This is a genomic window from Streptomyces sp. NPDC050439, from assembly GCF_040655335.1.
Classification (GTDB): Bacteria; Actinomycetota; Actinomycetes; order Streptomycetales; family Streptomycetaceae; genus Streptomyces.
Genome location: NZ_JBFAJT010000006.1, coordinates 347,550 through 366,657 on the forward strand (window position 1 = coordinate 347,550; position 19,108 = coordinate 366,657).

18 protein-coding genes are annotated in these 19,108 nt (G+C 71.4%); 11 read left to right on the forward strand and 7 right to left on the reverse strand.

The features are described 5' to 3' along the window. Positions 1 to 25 precede the first annotated feature (25 nt). From paaE to paaA, 5 genes are read right to left on the reverse strand one after another with little or no spacing between them, the layout of a single operon-like run. Complete coding sequence (paaE, locus tag AB0I66_RS26120) at positions 26 to 1,102, reverse strand: 1,2-phenylacetyl-CoA epoxidase subunit PaaE (RefSeq protein ID WP_363210363.1); 1,077 nt, start codon at positions 1,100 to 1,102, stop codon at positions 26 to 28. Continuing rightward, positions 1,102 to 1,593: a 1,2-phenylacetyl-CoA epoxidase subunit PaaD gene (paaD, locus tag AB0I66_RS26125; RefSeq protein WP_363210364.1), complete on the reverse strand. Its 492-nt coding sequence runs from the start codon at positions 1,591 to 1,593 to the stop codon at positions 1,102 to 1,104. Before paaD ends, paaE begins: the two co-directional genes overlap by 1 nt. Beyond that, positions 1,587 to 2,339: a 1,2-phenylacetyl-CoA epoxidase subunit PaaC gene (gene paaC, locus AB0I66_RS26130; protein ID WP_363210365.1), complete on the reverse strand. Its 753-nt coding sequence runs from the start codon at positions 2,337 to 2,339 to the stop codon at positions 1,587 to 1,589. Before paaC ends, paaD begins: the two co-directional genes overlap by 7 nt. Beyond that, on the reverse strand, positions 2,336 to 2,626 hold the full coding sequence (gene paaB, locus AB0I66_RS26135; protein ID WP_363210366.1) for a 1,2-phenylacetyl-CoA epoxidase subunit PaaB: 291 nt from the start codon (positions 2,624 to 2,626) through the stop codon (positions 2,336 to 2,338). The genes paaC and paaB overlap by 4 nt, the downstream gene beginning before the upstream one ends. Continuing rightward, complete coding sequence (gene paaA, locus AB0I66_RS26140; RefSeq protein ID WP_363210367.1) at positions 2,623 to 3,621, reverse strand: 1,2-phenylacetyl-CoA epoxidase subunit PaaA; 999 nt, start codon at positions 3,619 to 3,621, stop codon at positions 2,623 to 2,625. Before paaA ends, paaB begins: the two co-directional genes overlap by 4 nt. A 221-nt stretch (positions 3,622 to 3,842) precedes the next feature. Between paaA and AB0I66_RS26145 the strand changes: the two genes are divergently transcribed. Genes AB0I66_RS26145 through AB0I66_RS26155 form a run of 3 tightly spaced genes read left to right on the forward strand, consistent with a single transcriptional unit; the run spans position 3,843 to position 6,671 of the window. Then, positions 3,843 to 4,622 carry a DUF5819 family protein gene (locus tag AB0I66_RS26145; protein WP_363210368.1) on the forward strand — a complete coding sequence of 260 codons (780 nt, stop codon included), beginning with the start codon at positions 3,843 to 3,845 and terminating at the stop codon, positions 4,620 to 4,622. After that, positions 4,619 to 5,875: an HTTM domain-containing protein gene (locus AB0I66_RS26150; protein ID WP_363210369.1), complete on the forward strand. Its 1,257-nt coding sequence runs from the start codon at positions 4,619 to 4,621 to the stop codon at positions 5,873 to 5,875. The genes AB0I66_RS26145 and AB0I66_RS26150 overlap by 4 nt, the downstream gene beginning before the upstream one ends. Before the next feature lie 16 nt (positions 5,876 to 5,891). Next, positions 5,892 to 6,671, forward strand: a complete 780-nt coding sequence (locus AB0I66_RS26155; RefSeq protein WP_363210370.1) for a TrmH family RNA methyltransferase — start codon at positions 5,892 to 5,894, stop codon at positions 6,669 to 6,671. Positions 6,672 to 6,686: 15 nt separating this feature from the next. Here AB0I66_RS26155 and paaN read toward each other — a convergent pair whose 3' ends face one another. Beyond that, positions 6,687 to 8,378, reverse strand: a complete 1,692-nt coding sequence (gene paaN / locus AB0I66_RS26160; RefSeq protein ID WP_363210371.1) for a phenylacetic acid degradation protein PaaN — start codon at positions 8,376 to 8,378, stop codon at positions 6,687 to 6,689. Between the two features lie 199 nt (positions 8,379 to 8,577). Between paaN and AB0I66_RS26165 the strand changes: the two genes are divergently transcribed. Together AB0I66_RS26165 and AB0I66_RS26170 are read left to right on the forward strand one after the other, a co-directional pair. Further along, positions 8,578 to 10,095 carry a 3-hydroxyacyl-CoA dehydrogenase gene (locus tag AB0I66_RS26165; RefSeq protein WP_363210372.1) on the forward strand — a complete coding sequence of 506 codons (1,518 nt, stop codon included), beginning with the start codon at positions 8,578 to 8,580 and terminating at the stop codon, positions 10,093 to 10,095. Further along, positions 10,092 to 10,685 (forward strand): TetR/AcrR family transcriptional regulator, encoded by a 594-nt coding sequence (locus AB0I66_RS26170; RefSeq protein ID WP_363210373.1) that lies wholly within the window; start codon positions 10,092 to 10,094, stop codon positions 10,683 to 10,685. The genes AB0I66_RS26165 and AB0I66_RS26170 overlap by 4 nt, the downstream gene beginning before the upstream one ends. Before the next feature lie 40 nt (positions 10,686 to 10,725). Here the strand turns inward: AB0I66_RS26170 and AB0I66_RS26175 are convergent, their stop codons facing one another. Further along, the gene (locus tag AB0I66_RS26175; RefSeq protein WP_363210374.1) at positions 10,726 to 11,292 is read right to left on the reverse strand and encodes an Lrp/AsnC family transcriptional regulator; all 567 of its coding nucleotides are present in this window, start codon (positions 11,290 to 11,292) and stop codon (positions 10,726 to 10,728) included. A gap of 191 nt (positions 11,293 to 11,483) precedes the next feature. Between AB0I66_RS26175 and pdhA the strand changes: the two genes are divergently transcribed. The 6 genes from pdhA to AB0I66_RS26205 all read left to right on the forward strand — a co-directional run bounded on the left by pdhA (position 11,484) and on the right by AB0I66_RS26205 (position 19,086). Then, a complete protein-coding gene (gene pdhA, locus AB0I66_RS26180) occupies positions 11,484 to 12,629 on the forward strand; it encodes a pyruvate dehydrogenase (acetyl-transferring) E1 component subunit alpha (protein ID WP_363210375.1) in 1,146 nt (381 codons plus the stop codon). Continuing rightward, complete coding sequence (locus AB0I66_RS26185; RefSeq protein WP_363210376.1) at positions 12,626 to 13,654, forward strand: alpha-ketoacid dehydrogenase subunit beta; 1,029 nt, start codon at positions 12,626 to 12,628, stop codon at positions 13,652 to 13,654. The genes pdhA and AB0I66_RS26185 overlap by 4 nt, the downstream gene beginning before the upstream one ends. Beyond that, positions 13,654 to 15,132, forward strand: a complete 1,479-nt coding sequence (locus AB0I66_RS26190; RefSeq protein WP_363210377.1) for a dihydrolipoamide acetyltransferase family protein — start codon at positions 13,654 to 13,656, stop codon at positions 15,130 to 15,132. Before AB0I66_RS26185 ends, AB0I66_RS26190 begins: the two co-directional genes overlap by 1 nt. Before the next feature lie 305 nt (positions 15,133 to 15,437). Beyond that, positions 15,438 to 16,499 carry an NTP transferase domain-containing protein gene (locus AB0I66_RS26195; protein ID WP_363210672.1) on the forward strand — a complete coding sequence of 354 codons (1,062 nt, stop codon included), beginning with the start codon at positions 15,438 to 15,440 and terminating at the stop codon, positions 16,497 to 16,499. Beyond that, positions 16,496 to 17,977 carry a molybdopterin molybdotransferase MoeA gene (locus tag AB0I66_RS26200; RefSeq protein WP_363210378.1) on the forward strand — a complete coding sequence of 494 codons (1,482 nt, stop codon included), beginning with the start codon at positions 16,496 to 16,498 and terminating at the stop codon, positions 17,975 to 17,977. Before AB0I66_RS26195 ends, AB0I66_RS26200 begins: the two co-directional genes overlap by 4 nt. After that, complete coding sequence (locus AB0I66_RS26205; RefSeq protein WP_363210379.1) at positions 17,965 to 19,086, forward strand: potassium channel family protein; 1,122 nt, start codon at positions 17,965 to 17,967, stop codon at positions 19,084 to 19,086. Before AB0I66_RS26200 ends, AB0I66_RS26205 begins: the two co-directional genes overlap by 13 nt. The last annotated feature ends 22 nt before the right edge of the window (positions 19,087 to 19,108 follow it).

A 19,108-nucleotide genomic window follows, 5' to 3' on the forward strand; every position in this document is an offset into this window, starting at 1 on the left:
AGTCGAAGGGGCGGGGCAGCCCCTCTCAGCGGTCGAAGTCCAACTCCACTGTGTCGGTGGCCGGGTGGGACTGGCACGCGAGCACGTATCCCGCCTCGGTCTCCTCCGGCTCCAGGGCGAAGTTGCGGTCCATCCGCACCTCGCCCGAGACCCGGAAGGCCCGGCAGGTCCCGCACACCCCGCCCTTGCAGGCGTACGGCGCGTCCGCGCGGTTGCGCAGCACGGTGTCGAGGAGGGATTCCCCGTCCTGCACCGGCCAGGTGCCGGAGCGCCCGTCGAGCGTCACCGTCACGGTGCTGTGCGCGGGGGCTGCTGTCGTGGTGGTGGGCGTGGGGGTGGCGAGGACGCCGTCCACGTGGAATATCTCCTGGTGGATGAGCTGACGTGGCACGCCGAGGCCGCGCAGTGTCTTCTCCGCGCCCTGTACCAGACCGAGCGGCCCGCACAGGAACCAGCCCGCGATCTCCTGGACGGGCAGCAGTGCCGGCAGCAGTCGGCCGAGCCGCTCCTCGTCGAGCCTTCCGGAGTCGAGCCCCGACTGCTGATCCTCCCGGGAGAGCACGGTGACCAGCTGGAATCGGTCCGGCCAGCGGTCCTTGAGGTCGGCAACCTCCTCCAGGAACATCGTCGACGCGGCGGTGCGATCGCTCCGTATCAGGCAGAACGTGGCGTGTGGTTCGCGTTCGAGGAGGGTCGTGACGATGGAGAGCACCGGGGTGATGCCGCTGCCGCCGACCACGGCGGCATAGCGGCCGGGTGCCGGTTCCAGCGTGAAGCGCCCGGCCGGGGTCATCACCTCGAGAAGGTCGCCGACGGCGATTTCCTTCAGGGCGTACGTCGAGAAGGCACCGCCTTCGACGAAGCGCACCCCGACCCGCAGCGTCCGCGGCTCCGAGGGGCTTTCGGGGTGGGGCGCGGGTGCGCAGATCGAGTACGTGCGCCGGATCTCGGTGCCGTCGGCGAAGCGGCGGAGGGCGAGATGCTGGCCCGGCACGAAGCGGTACTCCTCGCGCAGGGCGGGGGGCACCTCGAAGGTCAGTGTCACGGAGTCGTCGGTGAGCCGCTCGACCGCCGCTACCCGGAGCTGGTGGAAGCGGGCCATCACAACTCCTTGAAGTGGTCGAAGGGTTCGCGGCAGTCGACGCATCGGCGCAGGGCCTTGCAGGCCGTCGACGAGAAGCGGCTGAGCAGTTCGGTGTCGGTCGAGCCGCAGTGCGGGCAGCGGACGGAGAGGGTGAGGGGTATCGGACCGCCGGCGCTGTGCGGGCGCGGGGGTGCGATGCCGAACTCCGCGAGTTTGCGGCGGCCCTCGGCGCTGATGTCGTCCGTCGACCAGGCGGGGGAGAGCACGGTGCGCACGGAGATCTCCGCCATGCCGCGCTCGCGCAGGACCTGCTCGATGTCGGCGGTCATGGTCTCTATGGCCGGGCAGCCGGTGTACGTGGGGGTCAGCTCGACGTCGACCTTGCCGATGCCGCGGACGTGCACGCCGCGCAGCACTCCGAGCTCGGCCAGGGTGATGACCGGCAGCTCCGGGTCGGGCACGGAGCCGGCCAGGGCGAGGAGCTCCTCTTCGAGGGCGGTGGTCACCATGACGCCCCCGGGTGGCTGCGATGCAGGTGCTGCATCTCGGCGAGCATCCGTCCGAAGGATTCGGTGTGCAGGCCCTGGCGGCCCGCGCCGGCCGCCCAGGCGCCTTCCTGGGGGCCGGTGGGCACGATCAGGGTCGCTTTCTCGATGACGGTGGTCACCGAGGCCGTCCAAGTCGTGCGCAGCGCCGGCCAGTCGACGCCTGCCGAGCCGGCCGTCGTGCCGTCGAGGCCTTCCACCGGTCGGAACATCTCGCCGGTGAACCGCCAGAGTGCGTCGAGTCCGCGCTGCATCCGCTCATGGCTCTCCGCGGTGCCGTCTCCGAGCCGCAGCGTCCACTGCTCCGCGTGGTCCTGGTGGTAGGCGACTTCCTTGACCGCTTTCGCGGCGAGGGGGGCGAACGTGCTGTCGCCGCTCGCCAACGCGCCGTACAGCAGCGTTTGGTACGTGGAGAAGTACAGCTGGCGGGCGATGGTGTGGGCGAAGTCGCCGTTCGGCTGCTCGACCAGCTGGAGGTTGCGGAAGGCGCGTTCCTCGCGGAGGTAGGCCAGTTCGTCCTCGTCCCCGGCGAGGGAGAGCAGGACGCGTGCCTGGCCGAGCAGGTCGAGGGCGATGTTCGCGAGGGCGACCTCTTCTTCGAGGACGGGCGCGTGGCCCGCCCACTCCCCCAGCCGGTGCGAGAGCACCAGGGCGTCGTCGCCCAGGGCGAGGGCGGTGGCGGTGGCCGTCGGGGCCAGGGGCGCGGTCACAGGTGCTTCACCCCGTCCGGGATGTCGTAGAAGGTCGGGTGGCGGTAGGGCTTGTCGCCCGCCGGTTCGAAGAAGGAGTCCTTCTCGTCGGGCGATGAAGCGGTGATCTGGGTGGACGGCACGACCCAGATCGAGACGCCTTCGCTTCTGCGGGTGTATAGGTCGCGGGCATTGCGAAGAGCCATTTCCGCGTCCGGCGCGTGCAGGCTGCCGGCGTGGGTGTGGGAGAGCCCGCGGCGGGAGCGCACGAACACCTCCCACAGCGGCCATTCGGTCGAGCTGCTCATGCCTTCGCCTCCCCGTGCTTGGCGGCGAACGCCGCTGCTGCCTCGCGCACCCACGCGCCGTCTTCATGTGCGCTCTTGCGCTGCGTGATCCGCTGGTCGTTGCACGGGCCGTTGCCCTTGAGGACCGCCCAGAACTCCGTCCAGTCGATCGGGCCGAAGTCGTGATGTCCCCGCTCCTCGTTCCACACGAGGTCCGGGTCGGGGAGCGTGAGGCCGAGGGACTCGGCCTGGGGGACGCAGATGTCGACGAAGCGCTGGCGCAGCTCGTCGTTCGAGTGGCGCTTGATCTTCCAGGTCATCGACTGTTCCGAGTGGGACGACTCGTCGTCGGGAGGGCCGAACATCATCAGGGAGGGCCACCACCAGCGGTCCACCGCGTCCTGTGCCATGGCGTGCTGGGCTTCGGTGCCCTGGCTGAGGGCGAGCAGGGATTCATACCCCTGGCGCTGGTGGAACGACTCCTCCTTGCAGACGCGGACCATCGCGCGGGCATAGGGGCCGTACGAACAGCGGCAGAGCGGGACTTGGTTGGTGATCGCGGCGCCGTCCACCAGCCAGCCGATCGCGCCGACGTCGGCCCAGGTCAGCGTGGGGTAGTTGAAGATCGACGAGTACTTCTGGCGGCCCGAGTGCAGTTTGTCGAGGAGCTCGTCGCGGCTGGTGCCCAGGGTTTCGGCCGCGCTGTAGAGATACAGGCCGTGGCCGGCTTCGTCCTGGACCTTGGCCATCAGGATCGCCTTGCGCCGCAGGGACGGGGCGCGGGTGATCCAGTTGGCCTCCGGCTGCATGCCGATGATCTCGGAGTGGGCGTGCTGTGCGATCTGCCTGACGAGTGAGGCGCGATAGGCGTCGGGCATCCAGTCCCGGGGCTCGATGCGCTCGTCGGCCGCGACCGCGGCGTCGAATGCCGCTTCGTGCGCCGCGGTGCGTGCGGCGTCGGCCGCTGCCTGGTCCGGCCCGGACCGGGCCGTCTGGTGCTCGGCTGCTGTCGCCATCGCGGTCCCCCTCGACCTTTAGCTAGCTACCGACCGATCGTTCGGTTCGTGGAATTCAATGGTGCGGCTCAGCGCCATAAGGTGTCAACCCTGTGGATAACTTCACGGAAGCTGTGCCTGGCGCGCAGGCATGAGTACCGTTCCGCTGCGACGGGCGGTAGAGAGCCGTGTGACGGGCGGCCGACGGGCGCATCACCGTGCGGGATCGGAATCGGGGCCAAATGGACGCGAACGACAACAACGCGCACGAGTCGCCGTCCCCACCCGTCGACGTCGTCGACGCCGTCCCCTCGCCCGACGAGGGCGCCCCCGCCGCCCCGCCCGAGCCCCGTACCGGCATCGCAGCCCTCTCCCCGCGCTACCAGGCGGTGGCCGCGCTCGCGCTCGCGCTCATCGCCGTCACGGCCTGTGTGCACGTCGGGATGCTGTTCCTGCATGTCGCCCCCGCGAACACCATGACCAAGCAGCACGGGCAGGCCGTCGACGACTGGATCTATCCCGAGTTCGAGCAGAACTGGAAGCTCTTCGCGCCCAACCCGATGCAGCAGAACATCGCGGTGCAGGCCCGCGCCGAGATCCGTACGGCCGACGGCTCAACCCGGACCACCGGCTGGTACGACCTCTCGGCCCGCGACGGCGCCGCCATCGACGGCAATCTGCTGCCCAGCCACACGCAGCAGAACGAACTGCGCAGGGCCTGGGACTTCTACGTGGGCGCGCACGACGCGCAGAATCGTCCCCGCGGCCTGCGCGGGCAGCTCTCGGAGCGCTACGTCCGCCGCATCGTGGTGATGCGGGTCGAGCGTGAGGAAGCCCTGGGCCGGGGCGCGGGCATAGAGCGCATCCAGGTCCGCTCCAGGACCACGAACGTGCCGCCCCCCGAGTGGAGCGACGAGAAGGTCTCGACGAAACCGGTGATCCGCCAGCTGCCGTGGTGGTCCGTGACACCCGACGACATGCCCCTGGGCAAGGCCCGGGAATCTGAGGTGGACGCCCGATGAACCACTTCGTCTCCCTGCTCGGGCGCGGCATCGAGCGGGTCACCGCATCCGCTCTCGGCCCCTACCAGACCGCCGTGATCCGCATCGGGTTCGCCGCCACCTGGCTGCTCTTCCTGCTGCGCGAACTCCCCCACCGCCGGGAGCTCTATGGCCCCGACGGCCCGTGGAGCTGGGACATGGCCCAGCAGCTCATCGCGGAGAACGACGCCTTCACGGCCCTGATGTGGTCCGACGGGCGCGTCTGGTTCGAGGTCGTCTACGCGCTCGCCGTCCTCAGCAGCGCCCTGCTGATGCTCGGCTGGCGCACGCGCACGATGTCCGTGCTCTTCATGATCGGCGTGCTCTCGCTGCAGAACCGCTCCATCTTCATGGGCGACGGCGGCGACAACGTCATCCACCTCATGGCCACCTACCTGGTGTTCACGCGCTGCGGCCAGGTCTGGTCGCTCGACGCCCGCCGAGCGGCACGCGCGCGTGCCGCGTCCGTAGAGCCGGGGAAGACACCGGTCGACCTGTCGAAGACGGCCCAGCCCACCGACAAGACCGGGCCCGTCCTGTGGTGGGTCCTCGGGCTCGGGCTCTCCGTGGTCACGTTCATGGGGGAGCTCAGCGGGGGCTGGCTGCTGGTCTTCTGGGGGCTGTGGTGCGCGCACGCCTTGTGGTGGGCCGTCGGACGGCGCGCGCCCGACGGTGAGGCGCGCAAGCTGCTCGACGTCATCGTCAGGCTCGCGCACAACGCCGCACTCTTTGTGATCATGGTCGAGGCGTGTCTGATCTACGCGACGGCCGGCTGGTACAAGATCCAGGGCAGCCGTTGGCAGGACGGCACGGCCGTCTACTACCCGCTGCGTCTCGACTACTTCTCCCCCTGGCCGGCGCTCTCCGACCTGCTCGTCTCGCACGGCCTGATGGTGATGCTGGTGACATACGGGACGGTCGCCGTGCAGGTCGCCTTCCCCTTCACCCTCTTCAACAGGCGGGTCAAGAACGTCCTCCTCGCCGCGATGATCTTCGAGCACGCGGTCATCGCGGTCCTTCTCGGCCTGCCGTTCTTCTCGCTCGCGATGATCGCGGCCGACGCGGTGTTCCTTCCGACGTCGTTCCTGCGCCGCGTCGGTGGGTGGGTGGCACGCGCGCGTGGAGCGCTGTTCTCGCGCCTGCCGCGCCCCGGCGCGGTGCCGGGGCAGCGCGGGACGGGCGAGGAATCGGCCCCGGAATCCACCGAGCACGCGCGCGTAGGCTTTCCCTCATGAACGGGACGTACGGGGGATGAGCGGGACGCACCAGCGTGATCCGGACGGTGCCGTGCGGGCCTGGCGGGAGATCGCCGAGACGTCCGTGCTGCTCGACGGCTTCCACGCCATCAAGCACGCGCTGCGCTTCGAGGCGCTCGTCCCCGCGGCGCTGACCAGTGACAGGGCGGCCGTTCTCGCCCTCGCCGACGAACTCGCGCCTGACGTGCGGGACGCCCTCGACGCGCTTCTCGTCCAGGTCCCGGACAGCACCCTGCGCGCCCTTGTGCCGCGTCTGCATCCCACGGGAGTGGCGGCTCTGGCGGTACGCCCTTCCCGCACGGCCAACCTCGACGCGCTGGCCCGCATGCCGAGAAGCACGCCGGTCGTCGTCCTCGACGATCCCCGCAATCTGGGCAACGCCGGGGCCGTGATCCGGCTCGCCGCGGGGTTCGGGGCGACGGGAGTCGTCACCACCGGCACGCTCGACCCCTGGCATCCCACGGTCGTACGCGGTGGCGCGGGCCTGCACTTCGCCACGGCCGTCGAGCGGATGGACGTCGCCGCACTGCCGCCGGGGCCGGTGTTCGCGCTCGACGCGGAGGGCGAGGACATCCGCGGTCTCAAGCTGCCGGACGACGCCGTGCTGGCCTTCGGGTCCGAGCGCAGCGGTCTGTCGGCGCCGCTGCGGGAGCGCGCCGATCACTTGGTGTCCCTGCCGATGCGGCCCCAGGTCTCCAGCTACAACCTGGCCACCAGCGTCGGCATGACGCTCTTCCACTGGTCGGCGGGCAGGCCTCCGGGCGCGGAGGCCTGAACCCGCCGCCGGGCGTCAGGCGTCCCTGCGGATCTCCACCACACGGAAGCGGTTGGCCACGAACGCGCCGTCACACAGGGCGGCGTTCGCGGCGGGGTTGCCGCCCGAACCGTGGAAGTCCGAGAAGGCCGCCGTCTGGTTCACATAGACGCCGCCCGTGAGGTTCAAGGAGAGCTGGGCGCACTCCTCCAGGCAGGTCTCCTCCACGGCGCCGGACACCTCGTCCGAGGTCGTGTACGCGCCGACCGTCATCGCGCCCTTGTCGCGCACCGTGCGGCGCAGCAGCTCCACGGCGTCCGCGGACGAGTCGACCGCGACGGCGAAGGAGACCGGGCCGAAGCACTCGTCCAGATAGACCGCCTCGGCGTCCGGCTTCGCGCCGTCCAGCTTGACGATGACCGGGGTGCGGACCACGGCGTCAGGAAACTCGGGGTTGCTGATCTCCCGTGAGGGGAGGGCCACTTCGCCGAGTCCGGTTGCCGCCTCCAGGCGGGCCTTCACGTCCGGGTTGACCAGGGCGCCGAGGATGCCGTTCGCCCGGGCGTCGTCGCCGAGCAAGCCGTTCACCGACGCGGCCAGGTCGGACACCACGTCGTCGTACGACTTCGCTCCGGCGTCCGTCGTGATGCCGTCCCGGGGGATCAGGAGGTTCTGCGGCGTCGTGCACATCTGGCCGCTGTAGAGCGACAGGGAGAAGGCCAGGTTGGACAGCATCCCCTTGTAGTTGTCCGTCGAGTCGACGACGACCGTGTTCACGCCGGCCTTTTCCGTGTAGACCTGCGCCTGGCGGGCGTTGGCCTCCAGCCAGTCACCGAAGGCGGTCGACCCCGTGTAGTCGATGATCTTGATCTCGGGGCGGACGGCGAGGGTCTTGGCGATGCCCTCGCCCGGCCGTTCGGCGGCCAGGCACACCAGGTTCGGGTCGAAGCCCGCGTCGGCGAGGGCCTCGCGCGCGATGCGCACCGTCAGCGCGAGCGGGAGCACCGCGCGCGGGTGGGGCTTGACCAGGACGGGGTTGCCGGTGGCCAGCGAGGCGAACAGGCCCGGATAGCCGTTCCACGTCGGGAAGGTGTTGCAGCCGATCAGGAGCGCGATGCCGCGGGCCACGGGCGTGAAGCGCTTCTCCAGGCCGATCGGGTCCCGCTTGCCCTGCGGCTTGGACCACTCCGCGTTGTCGGGGGTGCGGGCCTGCTCGACGTACGCGTACGCCACCGCTTCGAGGCCGCGGTCCTGGGCGTGCGGGCCGCCTGCCTGGAAGGCCATCATGAAGGCCTGGCCGCTGGTGTGCATGACCGCGTGCGCCATCTCGTGCGTGCGGGCGCTGATGCGCGACAGGATCTCCAGGCAGACCATCGCGCGCACTTCCGCGCCCGCCTCGCGCCAGGCGCGCATCCCGGTGCGCATCGCGGGCAGCAGCGTGTCGATGTCCGGGTGGGGGTACGTGATGCCCAGCTCGGGCCCGTACGGAGAGACTTCCGCGCCTGTCCAGTCGTCCGTGCCCGGTTGGTCGAGCTCGAAGCGGCTGCCCAGGAGGGCGTCGAAGGCGGCTTTGCCGTCGGGCAGGCTCAGGCTGCCGTTCTCCCCGTACGCCTTGGGGTGTTCGGGGTGCGGCGACCAGTACGCGCGCGTGCGGATCGTCTCCAGCGCCTGGTCGAGCGTGGGCCGGTGCGTGGCGATCAGCTGGTGCGCGGTGAGTTCGGCGGCCATATCGGACCAACTCCTCGTCGAGCCGGCTCTTCGTCGAGCCGGCGAGCTGGGCAGGGCAGGGCAGTGCGGGAACGCACGGACAGAGCTAGAGTAACCGAACGATCGGTCGGGACAAGGGGGTCCGCCGAACCTGTGGACAACTTCTCGCCGGGCACCCCCGCACCCTCCGGCGGACACCTCGTGCGGGAGGATCGCGAGCATGACAGCACTCGAGCTCAGCAGCCCCGTTGCCGTCGTCGGCACCGGAACCATGGGCCAGGGCATCGCCCAGGTCGCCCTGCTGGCGGGCCACCCCGTGCGGCTGTACGACGCCGTGGAGGGCCGGGCGAAAACCGCGGCCGCCGCCATCGCCGCACGCCTTGACCGGCTCGTCGAGAAGGGCAGGCTCACGGCGGAGGACCGGTCAGCCGCGGGGGACCGGCTCGCACCGGTCGCCGGTCTCGCCGAGCTCACCGGGTGCGGACTCGTCATCGAGGCCATCCTGGAACAACTGCCGGTCAAGCAGCGCCTCTTCGAGGAGCTGGAAGAGATTGTCGACGAGAACTGTCTCCTCGCCACGAACACGTCCTCCCTCTCCGTCACCGCCATCGCGGGCAGCCTCAAGAAGCCCGGCCGCTTCGTCGGCCTGCACTTCTTCAACCCCGCGCCGCTGCTCCCCCTCGTCGAGGTCGTCAGCGGCTCCGCGACCGACGAAACGGCCGCCACGCGCGCGTACGGGACGGCGCGGGCCTGGGGCAAGACACCGGTGCGCAGCGCGGACACCCCCGGCTTCATCGTCAACCGCGTCGCCCGCCCCTTCTACGCCGAGGCGCTGCGCCTGCACGAGGAGCGGGCCGCCGACCCGGCCACCATCGACGCCGTCCTGCGCGAGTGCGGCGGCTTCAAGATGGGCCCCTTCGAGCTCACCGACCTCATCGGCCAGGACGTGAACGAGGCCGTCACCCGCTCCGTGTGGGAGTCCTTCTTCCAGGACCCCAGGTTCACGCCGTCACTCGCCCAGCGCCGCCTCGTGGAATCGCGCCGCCTGGGCCGCAAGTCGGGTCAGGGCTGGTACGCGTACGGAGACGACGCCCCGCGCCCCGAGCCGCACACCGCGGCGCCCGCACCGGCCCCGGCGTCCGTCGCGGTGCACGGGAGGCTGTTCCAGGCGCACGACCTCATCGAGCTGATGACCGGCGCCGGGATCGACGTCGCGTACGAGGAGCCCATCGACCCCGACCACCCCGGCTGGATCGAACTGCCCGCCGGTGGAAAGCTCTTCCTCGCCGACGGCTCCGCCGCGGACGACGCCGATGTACCGGTCATCCACTTCGATCTCGCGCTGGACTACAGGTCGGCCACCAGGATGGCCCTGGCGCCCGCCGCGAAGGTGAGCGACGACCAGCTCCGCGAGGCCGTGGGCCTCTTCCAGGCGCTGGGCAAGCAGGTCAGCGTCGTCGCCGACGTCCCGGGGCTGATCGTGGCCCGTACCGTCGCCATGCTCGTCGACTTCGCCCAGGACGCCGTCGCGCGCGGAGTCGCCGACAAGGAGGACGTCGACACGGCGATGCGGCTCGGCGTGAACTACCCGCGCGGGCCGCTCGCTTGGGGCGAGGAGCTCGGCGCGGGCTGGGTCCGCGAAACGCTGGAGAGCCTGCACCTGGAGTACCCCACCGGCCGCTACGCGCCCTCCCAGGCGCTGCGCCGCGCGGCAGCGCGAGAGGACCACCGTTCATGACCACCACCAGGCGCGACACGTACACCCCGGAGACCCTCCTGACGGTGGCGGTCCGGGTCTTCAACGAGCGCGGTTACGACGGCACGTCCATGGAGCACCTCTCCAAGGCCGCCGGCATCTCCAAGTCCTCGATCTACCACCACGTGTCCGGCAAGGAAGAGCTGCTGCGCCGCGCGGTGAGCCGCGCGCTCGACGGGCTCTTCGGGATCCTCGCCGAGGACCACGCGCGCGTGGGCACCGCGGTGCAGCGCCTGGAGCACGTCACGCGGCGCACCGTCGAGGTGCTCATCGCGGAACTGCCCTACGTGACGCTGCTGCTGCGCGTGCGCGGCAACACCGACACCGAGCGGTGGGCCATGGAGCGGCGCAGGGAGTTCGACCAGCAGGTCGCCGACCTGCTCAAGGAAGCCGTGGCCGACGGCGACCTGCGCTCGGACGTCGAGCTGCGCCTCGCCACCCGGCTGCTCTTCGGGATGATCAACTCCATCGTGGAGTGGTACCGCCCGGACGCCCGTGGGGCCTCGTCGGGCGAGCAGGTCGCCGACGCCGTCGTCCAGATGGCCTTCGCGGGGCTGCGCAGCGGCGGCTGACGGGCCCGGCTCGCAGGCCCGGTCAGCCAGGCCGTTCCGGTCAGTTCTCCGGCTCCAGGTCGTCCTCCTCGAAGACCAGCAACGTACGCGTGCTGAGCACTTCGGGGATGGACTGCAGCCGGGTCAGGACCAGCTCGCGCAGCGCCCGGTTGTCCGGCGTGTGCACCAGGAGCAGTACGTCGAAGTCGCCGCTGACCAGCGCGATGTGCGAGGCGCCCGGCAGCGTGCGCAGATGTTCGCGGACCGTGCGCCAGGTGTTCTGGACGATCTTGAGCGTGATGTAGGCGGAAGCGCCCTGGCCCGCCCGCTCGTGGTCGATCCGGGCGCCGAAGCCGCGGATGACGCCGTCGTCGATCAGCCGGTTGATGCGCGCGTACGCGTTGGCCCGTGACACATGGACGCGCTCGGCCACGGCGCGTATCGACGCGCGACCGTCCGTGTGCAGGATCTGCAGGATGTCGCGGTCGATCGAGTCCAGCGGACGGGGCAGGGGTTCCTGGCGGCCGCCTGCCGGGTCCCTCGGGCGGGGCAAGCTCTCCTGCCGGTCGCCGGGGCGGCCTTCCGGACGATCACCGTCGCGTCCGTCGGCCATTCGTTCAGATGCCATGTCCCCCCGCCTCCCTACCATGGACGTACTGCATCCATCCCAGGCTGTGCAGAACCGTTTGTCCACAGCCTGGAGGTGCCTGTAGCCAAAATGTGCCGACGACCGAACAATCGGTAGGTGAGGCGCCTCACATTCTTCGCGCCTCCTTTGCCGCTCCCACGAGGAGACCGCTTCCACATGGAGGTGCCGACATGACGGTCATGGAGCAGCGGGGCGCCTACCGGCCCACCCCGCCACCCGCATGGCAGCTCAGGACCGATCCCGCGCCCCTGCTGCCCGACGCCGAGCCGTACCGCGTCCTGGGCACGGATGCCGCCGGCAAGGCCGACGAGGAGCTCCTGGCCCGTCTGTACGCCCAGCTGGTGCGCGGACGGCGGTACAACACGCAGGCGACCGCCCTGACGAAGCAGGGCCGACTCGCCGTCTACCCCTCCAGCACCGGTCAGGAGGCGTGCGAGGTGGCCGCCGCGCTCGTTCTCGAGGAGCGGGACTGGCTCTTCCCGAGCTACCGGGACACGCTCGCCGCGGTCGCCCGCGGCCTCGACCCCGTCCAGGCGCTGACCCTGCTGCGCGGCGACTGGCACACCGGTTACGACCCGCGCGAGCACCGCATAGCCCCCCTGTGCACCCCTCTCGCGACCCAGCTCCCGCATGCCGTGGGGCTCGCGCACGCCGCACGCCTCAAGGGCGACGACGTGGTCGCGCTCGCCATGGTCGGCGACGGCGGCACCAGCGAGGGCGACTTCCACGAGGCGCTGAACTTCGCCGCCGTCTGGCAGGCGCCCGTCGTCTTCCTGGTGCAGAACAACGGCTTCGCGATCTCCGTACCGCTCGACAAGCAGACGGCGGCCCCGTCCCTGGCCCACAAGGCCGTCGGGTACGGAATGCCGGGACGCCTGGTGGACGGCAACGACGCCGCCGCGATGCACGAGGTGCTGAGCGAAGCGGTCTCCCGCGCGCGGGAAGGCGGCGGACCCACGCTCGTCGAGGCCGTGACCTACCGCATCGACGCCCACACGAACGCCGACGACGCCACGCGCTACCGCGGGGACGCCGAGGTCGAGGCCTGGCGTGCGCACGACCCGATCCTGCTCCTGGAACGGGAGTTGACCGAGCGCGGTCTCCTCGACGAGGACCGGGTGCGGGCGGTCCGCGACGATGCCGAGGCCATGGCCGCCGACCTGCGAGAACGCATGAACCAGGACCCTGAGCCGAACCCCATGGACCTCTTCGGCCATGTGTACGCCGAGCAGACCACGCAACTGCGCGAGCAGGCAGCACAGTTGCGGGCCGAGCTGGAGGCTTCGGACGAAGACCGCGAGGAGAACGCGCGATGAGTACGGTCGCGGCCGAACGGGCCACCAAGAAGGCAGCCAAACCGGCCACCATGGCGCAGGCGCTCGGACGCGCGCTGCGTGACTCCCTGGCCGAAGACCCGGCCGTGCACGTCCTCGGAGAGGACGTCGGGGCGCTCGGCGGGGTCTTCCGGGTCACCGACGGACTCACCAAGGAGTTCGGCGAGGACCGCTGCACGGACACACCGCTCGCCGAGGCGGGCATCCTGGGCACGGCCGTCGGCATGGCGATGTACGGGCTGCGGCCCGTCGTCGAGATGCAGTTCGACGCGTTCGCCTACCCCGCCTTCGAACAGCTCATCTCCCACGTGGCGAAGATGCGCAACCGCACCCGGGGCGCGATGCCGCTGCCCATCACGGTCCGCGTGCCCTACGGCGGTGGCATCGGCGGAGTCGAGCACCACAGCGACTCCTCCGAGGCGTACTACATGGCGACCCCGGGGCTGCATGTCGTCACGCCCGCCACGGTCGCCGACGCCTACGGCCTGTTGCGTGCCTCCATCGCCTCCGACGACCCGGTCGTCTTCCTGGAGCCCAAGCGCCTCTACTGGTCCAAGGCCGACTGGAACCCGGAAGCGCCGCAGGCCGTTGAACCCATAGGCAAAGCCGTGGTGCGACGCCCCGGGCGCAGCGCCACGCTCCTCACGTACGGGCCGTCCGTCCCGGTCTGTCTTGAGGCCGCCGAGGCCGCGGTAGCCGAGGGGTGGGACCTCGAAGTGGTCGACCTGCGCTCCCTCGTCCCCTTCGACGACGAGACGGTGGCCGCCTCCGTGCGCCGGACCGGGCGCGCTGTCGTCGTGCACGAGTCGAACGGATTCGGCGGACCCGGCGGGGAGATCGCCGCTCGTGTCACCGAGCGGTGCTTCCATCACCTGGAGGCGCCGGTCCTGCGCGTCGCCGGGTTCGACATCCCGTATCCGCCGCCGATGCTGGAGCGGCATCACCTGCCGGGCGTGGACCGGATCCTGGACGCGGTCGCGCGGTTGCAGTGGGAGGCGGGCAGCTGATGGCGCCGGGTCTGAACGTGAACAGCCTTGAGTTCAAGCTGCCGGATCTCGGCGAGGGGCTCACGGAGGCGGAAATCGTCCGCTGGCTGGTGCAGGTCGGCGACTTCGTCGCGGTGGACCAGCCCGTCGTCGAGGTCGAGACGGCCAAGGCCATGGTCGAGGTGCCTTGCCCGTACGAGGGCGTGGTGACGGCCCGCTTCGGCGAGGAGGGCGTGGAACTGCCGGTGGGAGCGCCCTTGTTGACGGTCGCCGTCGGCGCCCCGGCCGGAGCGGCGGACACGTCCGCGGCCCCGGAGGAACCCGCGGAGCGGGCCCTTCAGGTGGCTGCCGCCGAGGAGTCGTCCGGCAACGTACTGGTGGGGTACGGCACGGCGGCGGCGCCCGCGCGGCGCAGGCGGGTGCGATCGGTCGGGTTCGGCACGAAGACCGCACCGAGGCCTGCCGCACAGCGGCCTTCACCGCGGACCGTCCCACGGGACGAGCCCACCACGGCCAGCACGGTCAGCACGGCCACCACGGCCCCGGGCACCCTTCCGCGCCCCGACGGCCCGATACCGGTGATCTCGCCGCTCGTGCGCAAGCTGGCCCGTGAGAACGGCGTGGAGCTGCGGGAGCTGACGGGCACCGGGCCGGACGGGCTGATCATGCGGGCCGACGTGGAGAGCGCCATCGCGGCGGAGCGGACGGCCGCGGACACGGCACCGATCACGCGCACGCCGGTGGGGCCGGCGAGCGAGGCGACGCATGGCGCGTCTGTGGGGGCGCAGGAGCGCTATCCGCTGACCGGCATCCGCGGCCTCGTCGCGGACAAGATGTCCCGCAGCAGGCGCGAGATACCGGAAGCCACCTGCTGGGTCGACGCCGACGCGACCGAACTGCTCGCGGCGCGCGCCGCGATGAACGCCGCGGTGAAGGACGGCGCCGGCAAGGAAGGCGCCGGCCAGAAGATCTCGCTGCTCGCCCTGTTCGCCCGCATCAGCGTGGCCGCACTGGCCCGGTACCCGATGCTCAACTCCACCGTGGACATGGAGGCGCGCGAGGTGGTCCGGCTCGCCGACGTCCACCTCGGTTTCGCCGCGCAGACCGACCGCGGCCTGGTCGTCCCCGTGGTGCGCGACGCCGGCACGCGGACCACCGAATCGGTCAACGCCGAGCTGATCCGTCTCACGGAGTCGGCGAGGGACGGAAAGCTGACGCCGGGGGAACTCACGGGCGGCACGTTCACGTTGAACAACTACGGGGTGTTCGGGGTCGACGGCTCCACGCCGATCATCAACCACCCCGAGGCGGCCATGCTCGGCGTCGGCCGGATCGTGCCCAAGCCATGGGTGCACCAAGGGGAGTTGGCCGTGCGGCACGTCGTGCAGCTCTCGCTCACCTTCGACCACCGGGTGTGCGACGGAGGCACGGCGGGCGGGTTCCTGCGGTTCGTGGCGGACTGCGTGGAGCAGCCCGCGATGCTGCTGAGGTCGGTGTGAGAACGGCCGGGGCGGCGGTGCGGGCGGCGGCGCCGTGATGTGAGTCTGCGTACAGAGGTGATGTGAGACCCCGTATGAGGGGTGGCATTGATCCTTCGTGCGCCCATACTCGGGGCATGACCGCGCAGAGGGCTCCGGGCGGCGCCGATTCCGCCGCCTCGGACGCCGCCCCGAACGATCTTCGGCATGCCGACCCGCCCGATCCTCGGCATGCCGCCGCCCCGACCGCCACCGCGTACGACGCACAGAACACCTCCCCGAGCGCCGCCCCGGACACCTCCCCGAGCGCCCTTCCGTACGACGCCGTGGTGCTCGCGGGCGGCGGCGCCAGGCGGCTCGGCGGTGCGGACAAGCCGGGGCTGCGGGTGGGCGGCCGCACTCTGCTCGACCGGGTGCTCGGCGCGTGTTCCGGCGCGAGGACGACCGTGGTGGTCGCCGCGCCCCGCCCGACCGTCCGCCCCGTGCAGTGGGCGCGCGAGGAACCCGTCGGGGCGGGACCGCTCGCCGCGCTCGACGCGGGGCTGCGGTGTACGCAGGCGGAGCAGGTGATGGTGCTCTCCGCAGATCTGCCGTTCCTGGAGGAGCGGACGGTGGGCGGCCTCCTCGCCGAGCTGCGGGAGAGCGGCGCCGACGGCGCGGTCCTGACAGATCCCGGCGGCCGGGACCAGCCGCTGGTCGCCGCCTATCGCAGTGCCGCGCTGAGACGTGAGATCGCGCGGCTCGCCGCCGAGCACGACGGTCTGACGGGACTTCCGCTGCGGTCACTCACCGCGCGGCTCGAACTCACCCGGGTCACCGACGCGGTGGCGTCCTTCGACTGCGACACCTGGGACGACATCGCGGCCGCTCGGGCCCGCATCAGGGAGCATGGGCACGTGTTGGATGAATGGATTTTCGCAGTCAAGGACGAACTGGGCATCGAGCTCGACGTCGACACCAGCTTGCTGCTCGACCTCGCGCGTGACGCCGCACACGGCGTGGCCAGGCCTGCGGCTCCGCTGACCACCTTCCTGGTGGGGTACGCGGCGGCGCGGGCCGCGCAGGGCGGCGGGCCCGAAGCAGTGGCCGACGCGGCCCGCAAGGCGGCGGCGCTGGCCACGCGGTGGGCGCAGGAGGGCGGCTCCGACGCGGGGCCCGGCGGAGCGCCTGCTGTGGCACCGGAGGCGGTCCCCGGCGAAAAGCCGGCCACCGCGCCCGACGCCGCCCGGCAGCCCGCGAGCCCCACCCCCAATCGGCAGCCCGCGAGCCCCGCCCCCAACCGGCAGCCCGCGAGCCCCGCCCCCACCCAGCCCGACGCCACGCCTCAGGACGCCCGCCCCGACCCGGGGCAGGGCGCGAGGGACGACATGCGGCCGGACGCCGGATGAGTGGGCAGCCCGCGCCGGACGCCGAGCTCGACGAGGCTCTCGCCCTGGTGAACGACGACCACGACCGCAGGACCGCCAGGCGCGCCGACGCCGGGCCCGCAGGCGGCGACCCCCGGAGCGCCCGGAACACCTCGGGCGACCTGGGTGAACCGGTTGAGCCTGGCGACCAGCGCGGCCCCGGGCACGCCACCGTGCCCCAGCCCCCCACCGCGGCTGCGCCCACCTCCACCCCCACCACATCCACCCACCCCCAGCACCACGACATCACCCCCTGGCCCGCAGCCCGCACCGCTGCCGAGCGTGCCCCCCGGCCCATGCCCTCCGCCGCCGTGCCCGCCACCGTCCCCCTGGGACAAGCGCTCGGCCTCGTTCTGGCCGCGCCCCTGGTCGCCCTCACCGATCTGCCCTCCTTCGACACCTCGGCGATGGACGGCTGGGTCGTCGCGGGCCCCGGCCCCTGGGATGTCCGGGCCGAGGGGATCCTCGCCGGGCACGGACGGCCCGAGCCGCTCTCCGACGGGGAAGCCGTGCGGATCGCGACCGGGGCGCGGATCCCGCAGGAGGCCACCGCCGTCATCCGCAGCGAGCACGGCCTCACCGACGACAAGGGGCGGCTGCACCCCCGGCGCGATGTCACCCAAGGGCAGGACATCCGGCCCCGGGGCCAGGAATGCCGCTCCGGTGACCACCTCCTGCCGAGCGGCTCCATGGTGACCCCGGCGGTGCTCGGTCTCGCGGCAGCCGCCGGGTACGACGAACTGCCCGTGATCCCCCGGCCCCGCGCCGAAGTGCTGATCCTGGGCGATGAGTTGCTGACCGAGGGGCTCCCCCACGAGGGGCTCATCCGTGACGCGCTCGGACCCCTGCTGCCGCCCTGGCTGCGCTCGCTCGGCGCCGACGTCATCGCCGTACGCAGGCTCGGTGACGATGCCGAGGCGCTGCATCAAGCGCTCACCGGCTCCGCGGCGGACCTCATCGTCACGACCGGCGGCACCGCCTCCGGCCCCGTCGATCACGTCCACCCCATCCTGCGCCGCATCGGCGCCGAACTCCTCGTGGACGGCGTCGCGGTCCGCCCGGGGCACCCGATGCTGCTCGCCCGCATCCGCCCCGATCAGCACCTCGTCGGCCTGCCCGGCAATCCGCTGGCCGCGGTCTCGGGCCTGCTGACCCTGGCCGAGCCCCTGCTGCGTACGCTCTCGGGACGCCCCTCCCCGTCGGCGTACACCGCCGCCCTGCGCGAGGACGTGCACGGGCACCCGCACGACACCCGTCTCGTCCCCGTCACCCTCAGCGCCGACCACGCCGTGCCCCTGCACTACAACGGCCCGGCGATGCTGCGTGGGATCGCGGTGGCCGACGGGCTCGCGGTCGTTCCGCCGGGCGGCGCTCGGCGCGGTCAGGAGCTGGAGGTCCTCGACCTCCCGTGGGCCGGGCCGGACCTGCACACCGACACGGCCGGGGAGTGTTTCACGTGAAACTTCCCGGCCATGACGCCATCGCCCGCAACCCCGACGAGCACCTCGTCACCCACCGCATCAAGCTGCCGCGCCAGATCGTCGAGCGGCCGCTGCGGCAGGTCGCCAAGCGTCTCCTCATGGCGCTCGCGGTGCTCGCCCTGACGACCTTCATCGTCTGGATCGACCGCGACGGCTACCACGACAACTCGGACAACCGGCTCGACTTCCTCGACGCCGCCTACTACTCCACCGTCACGCTCTCGACCACCGGGTACGGCGACATCGTCCCGTACAGCGACAGCGCGCGGCTCTGCAACATTCTCCTGATCACGCCCCTGCGCGTGCTCTTCCTGATCATCCTGGTCGGCACCACTCTCGAAGTGCTCACGGAACGTACGCGCGAGGAATGGCGTCTGAACCGCTGGAGGTCCAACTTGCGTGAACACACCGTCGTCGTCGGCTTCGGCACGAAGGGTCGCTCGGCGATCCAGACCGTCTGCGCGACCGGTCTGAAGCCCGAACAGATCGTGGTCGTCGACCCGAGCGCGAAGGTCGTCGACGCCGCCACGGCGGAGGGGTACGCGGGCGTCATCGGTGACGCGACGCGCAGCGATGTGCTGCTGCGTGCCGAGGTGCAGCGCGCCCGGCAGATCATCATCGCGACCCAGCGGGACGACACCGCCGTACTGGTCACGCTCACCGCCCGGCAGATGAACCGCGGGGCGAAGATCGTGGCCGCGGTGCGCGAGGAGGAGAACGCACCGCTGCTGCGCCAGTCCGGCGCCGACGCCGTGATCACCAGTGCCAGCGCGGCAGGACGGCTGCTGGGTCTCTCCGTGCTCAGCCCCAGCGCGGGCATGGTCATGGAGGACCTGATCCAGCAGGGCAGCGGGCTCGATCTCGTCGAGCGGCCGGTGATAAAGGCCGAGGTGGGGATGGGGGTCCGCGAGACGGACGACCTCGTCGTGAGTGTCGTACGCGGGCACCGGGTGCTCGGTTACGACGATCCCGCCGTCGGAAAGCTGCAGTTGATGGACCGTCTGATCACCATCGTGCGGGCGACACCGACGTCACCGACGGCGCCCGACACCAAGTCGAATCCGCCGCGCGGAGGTCTGCGCACGTAATCGGACCGTCGGGAAAGCGCAG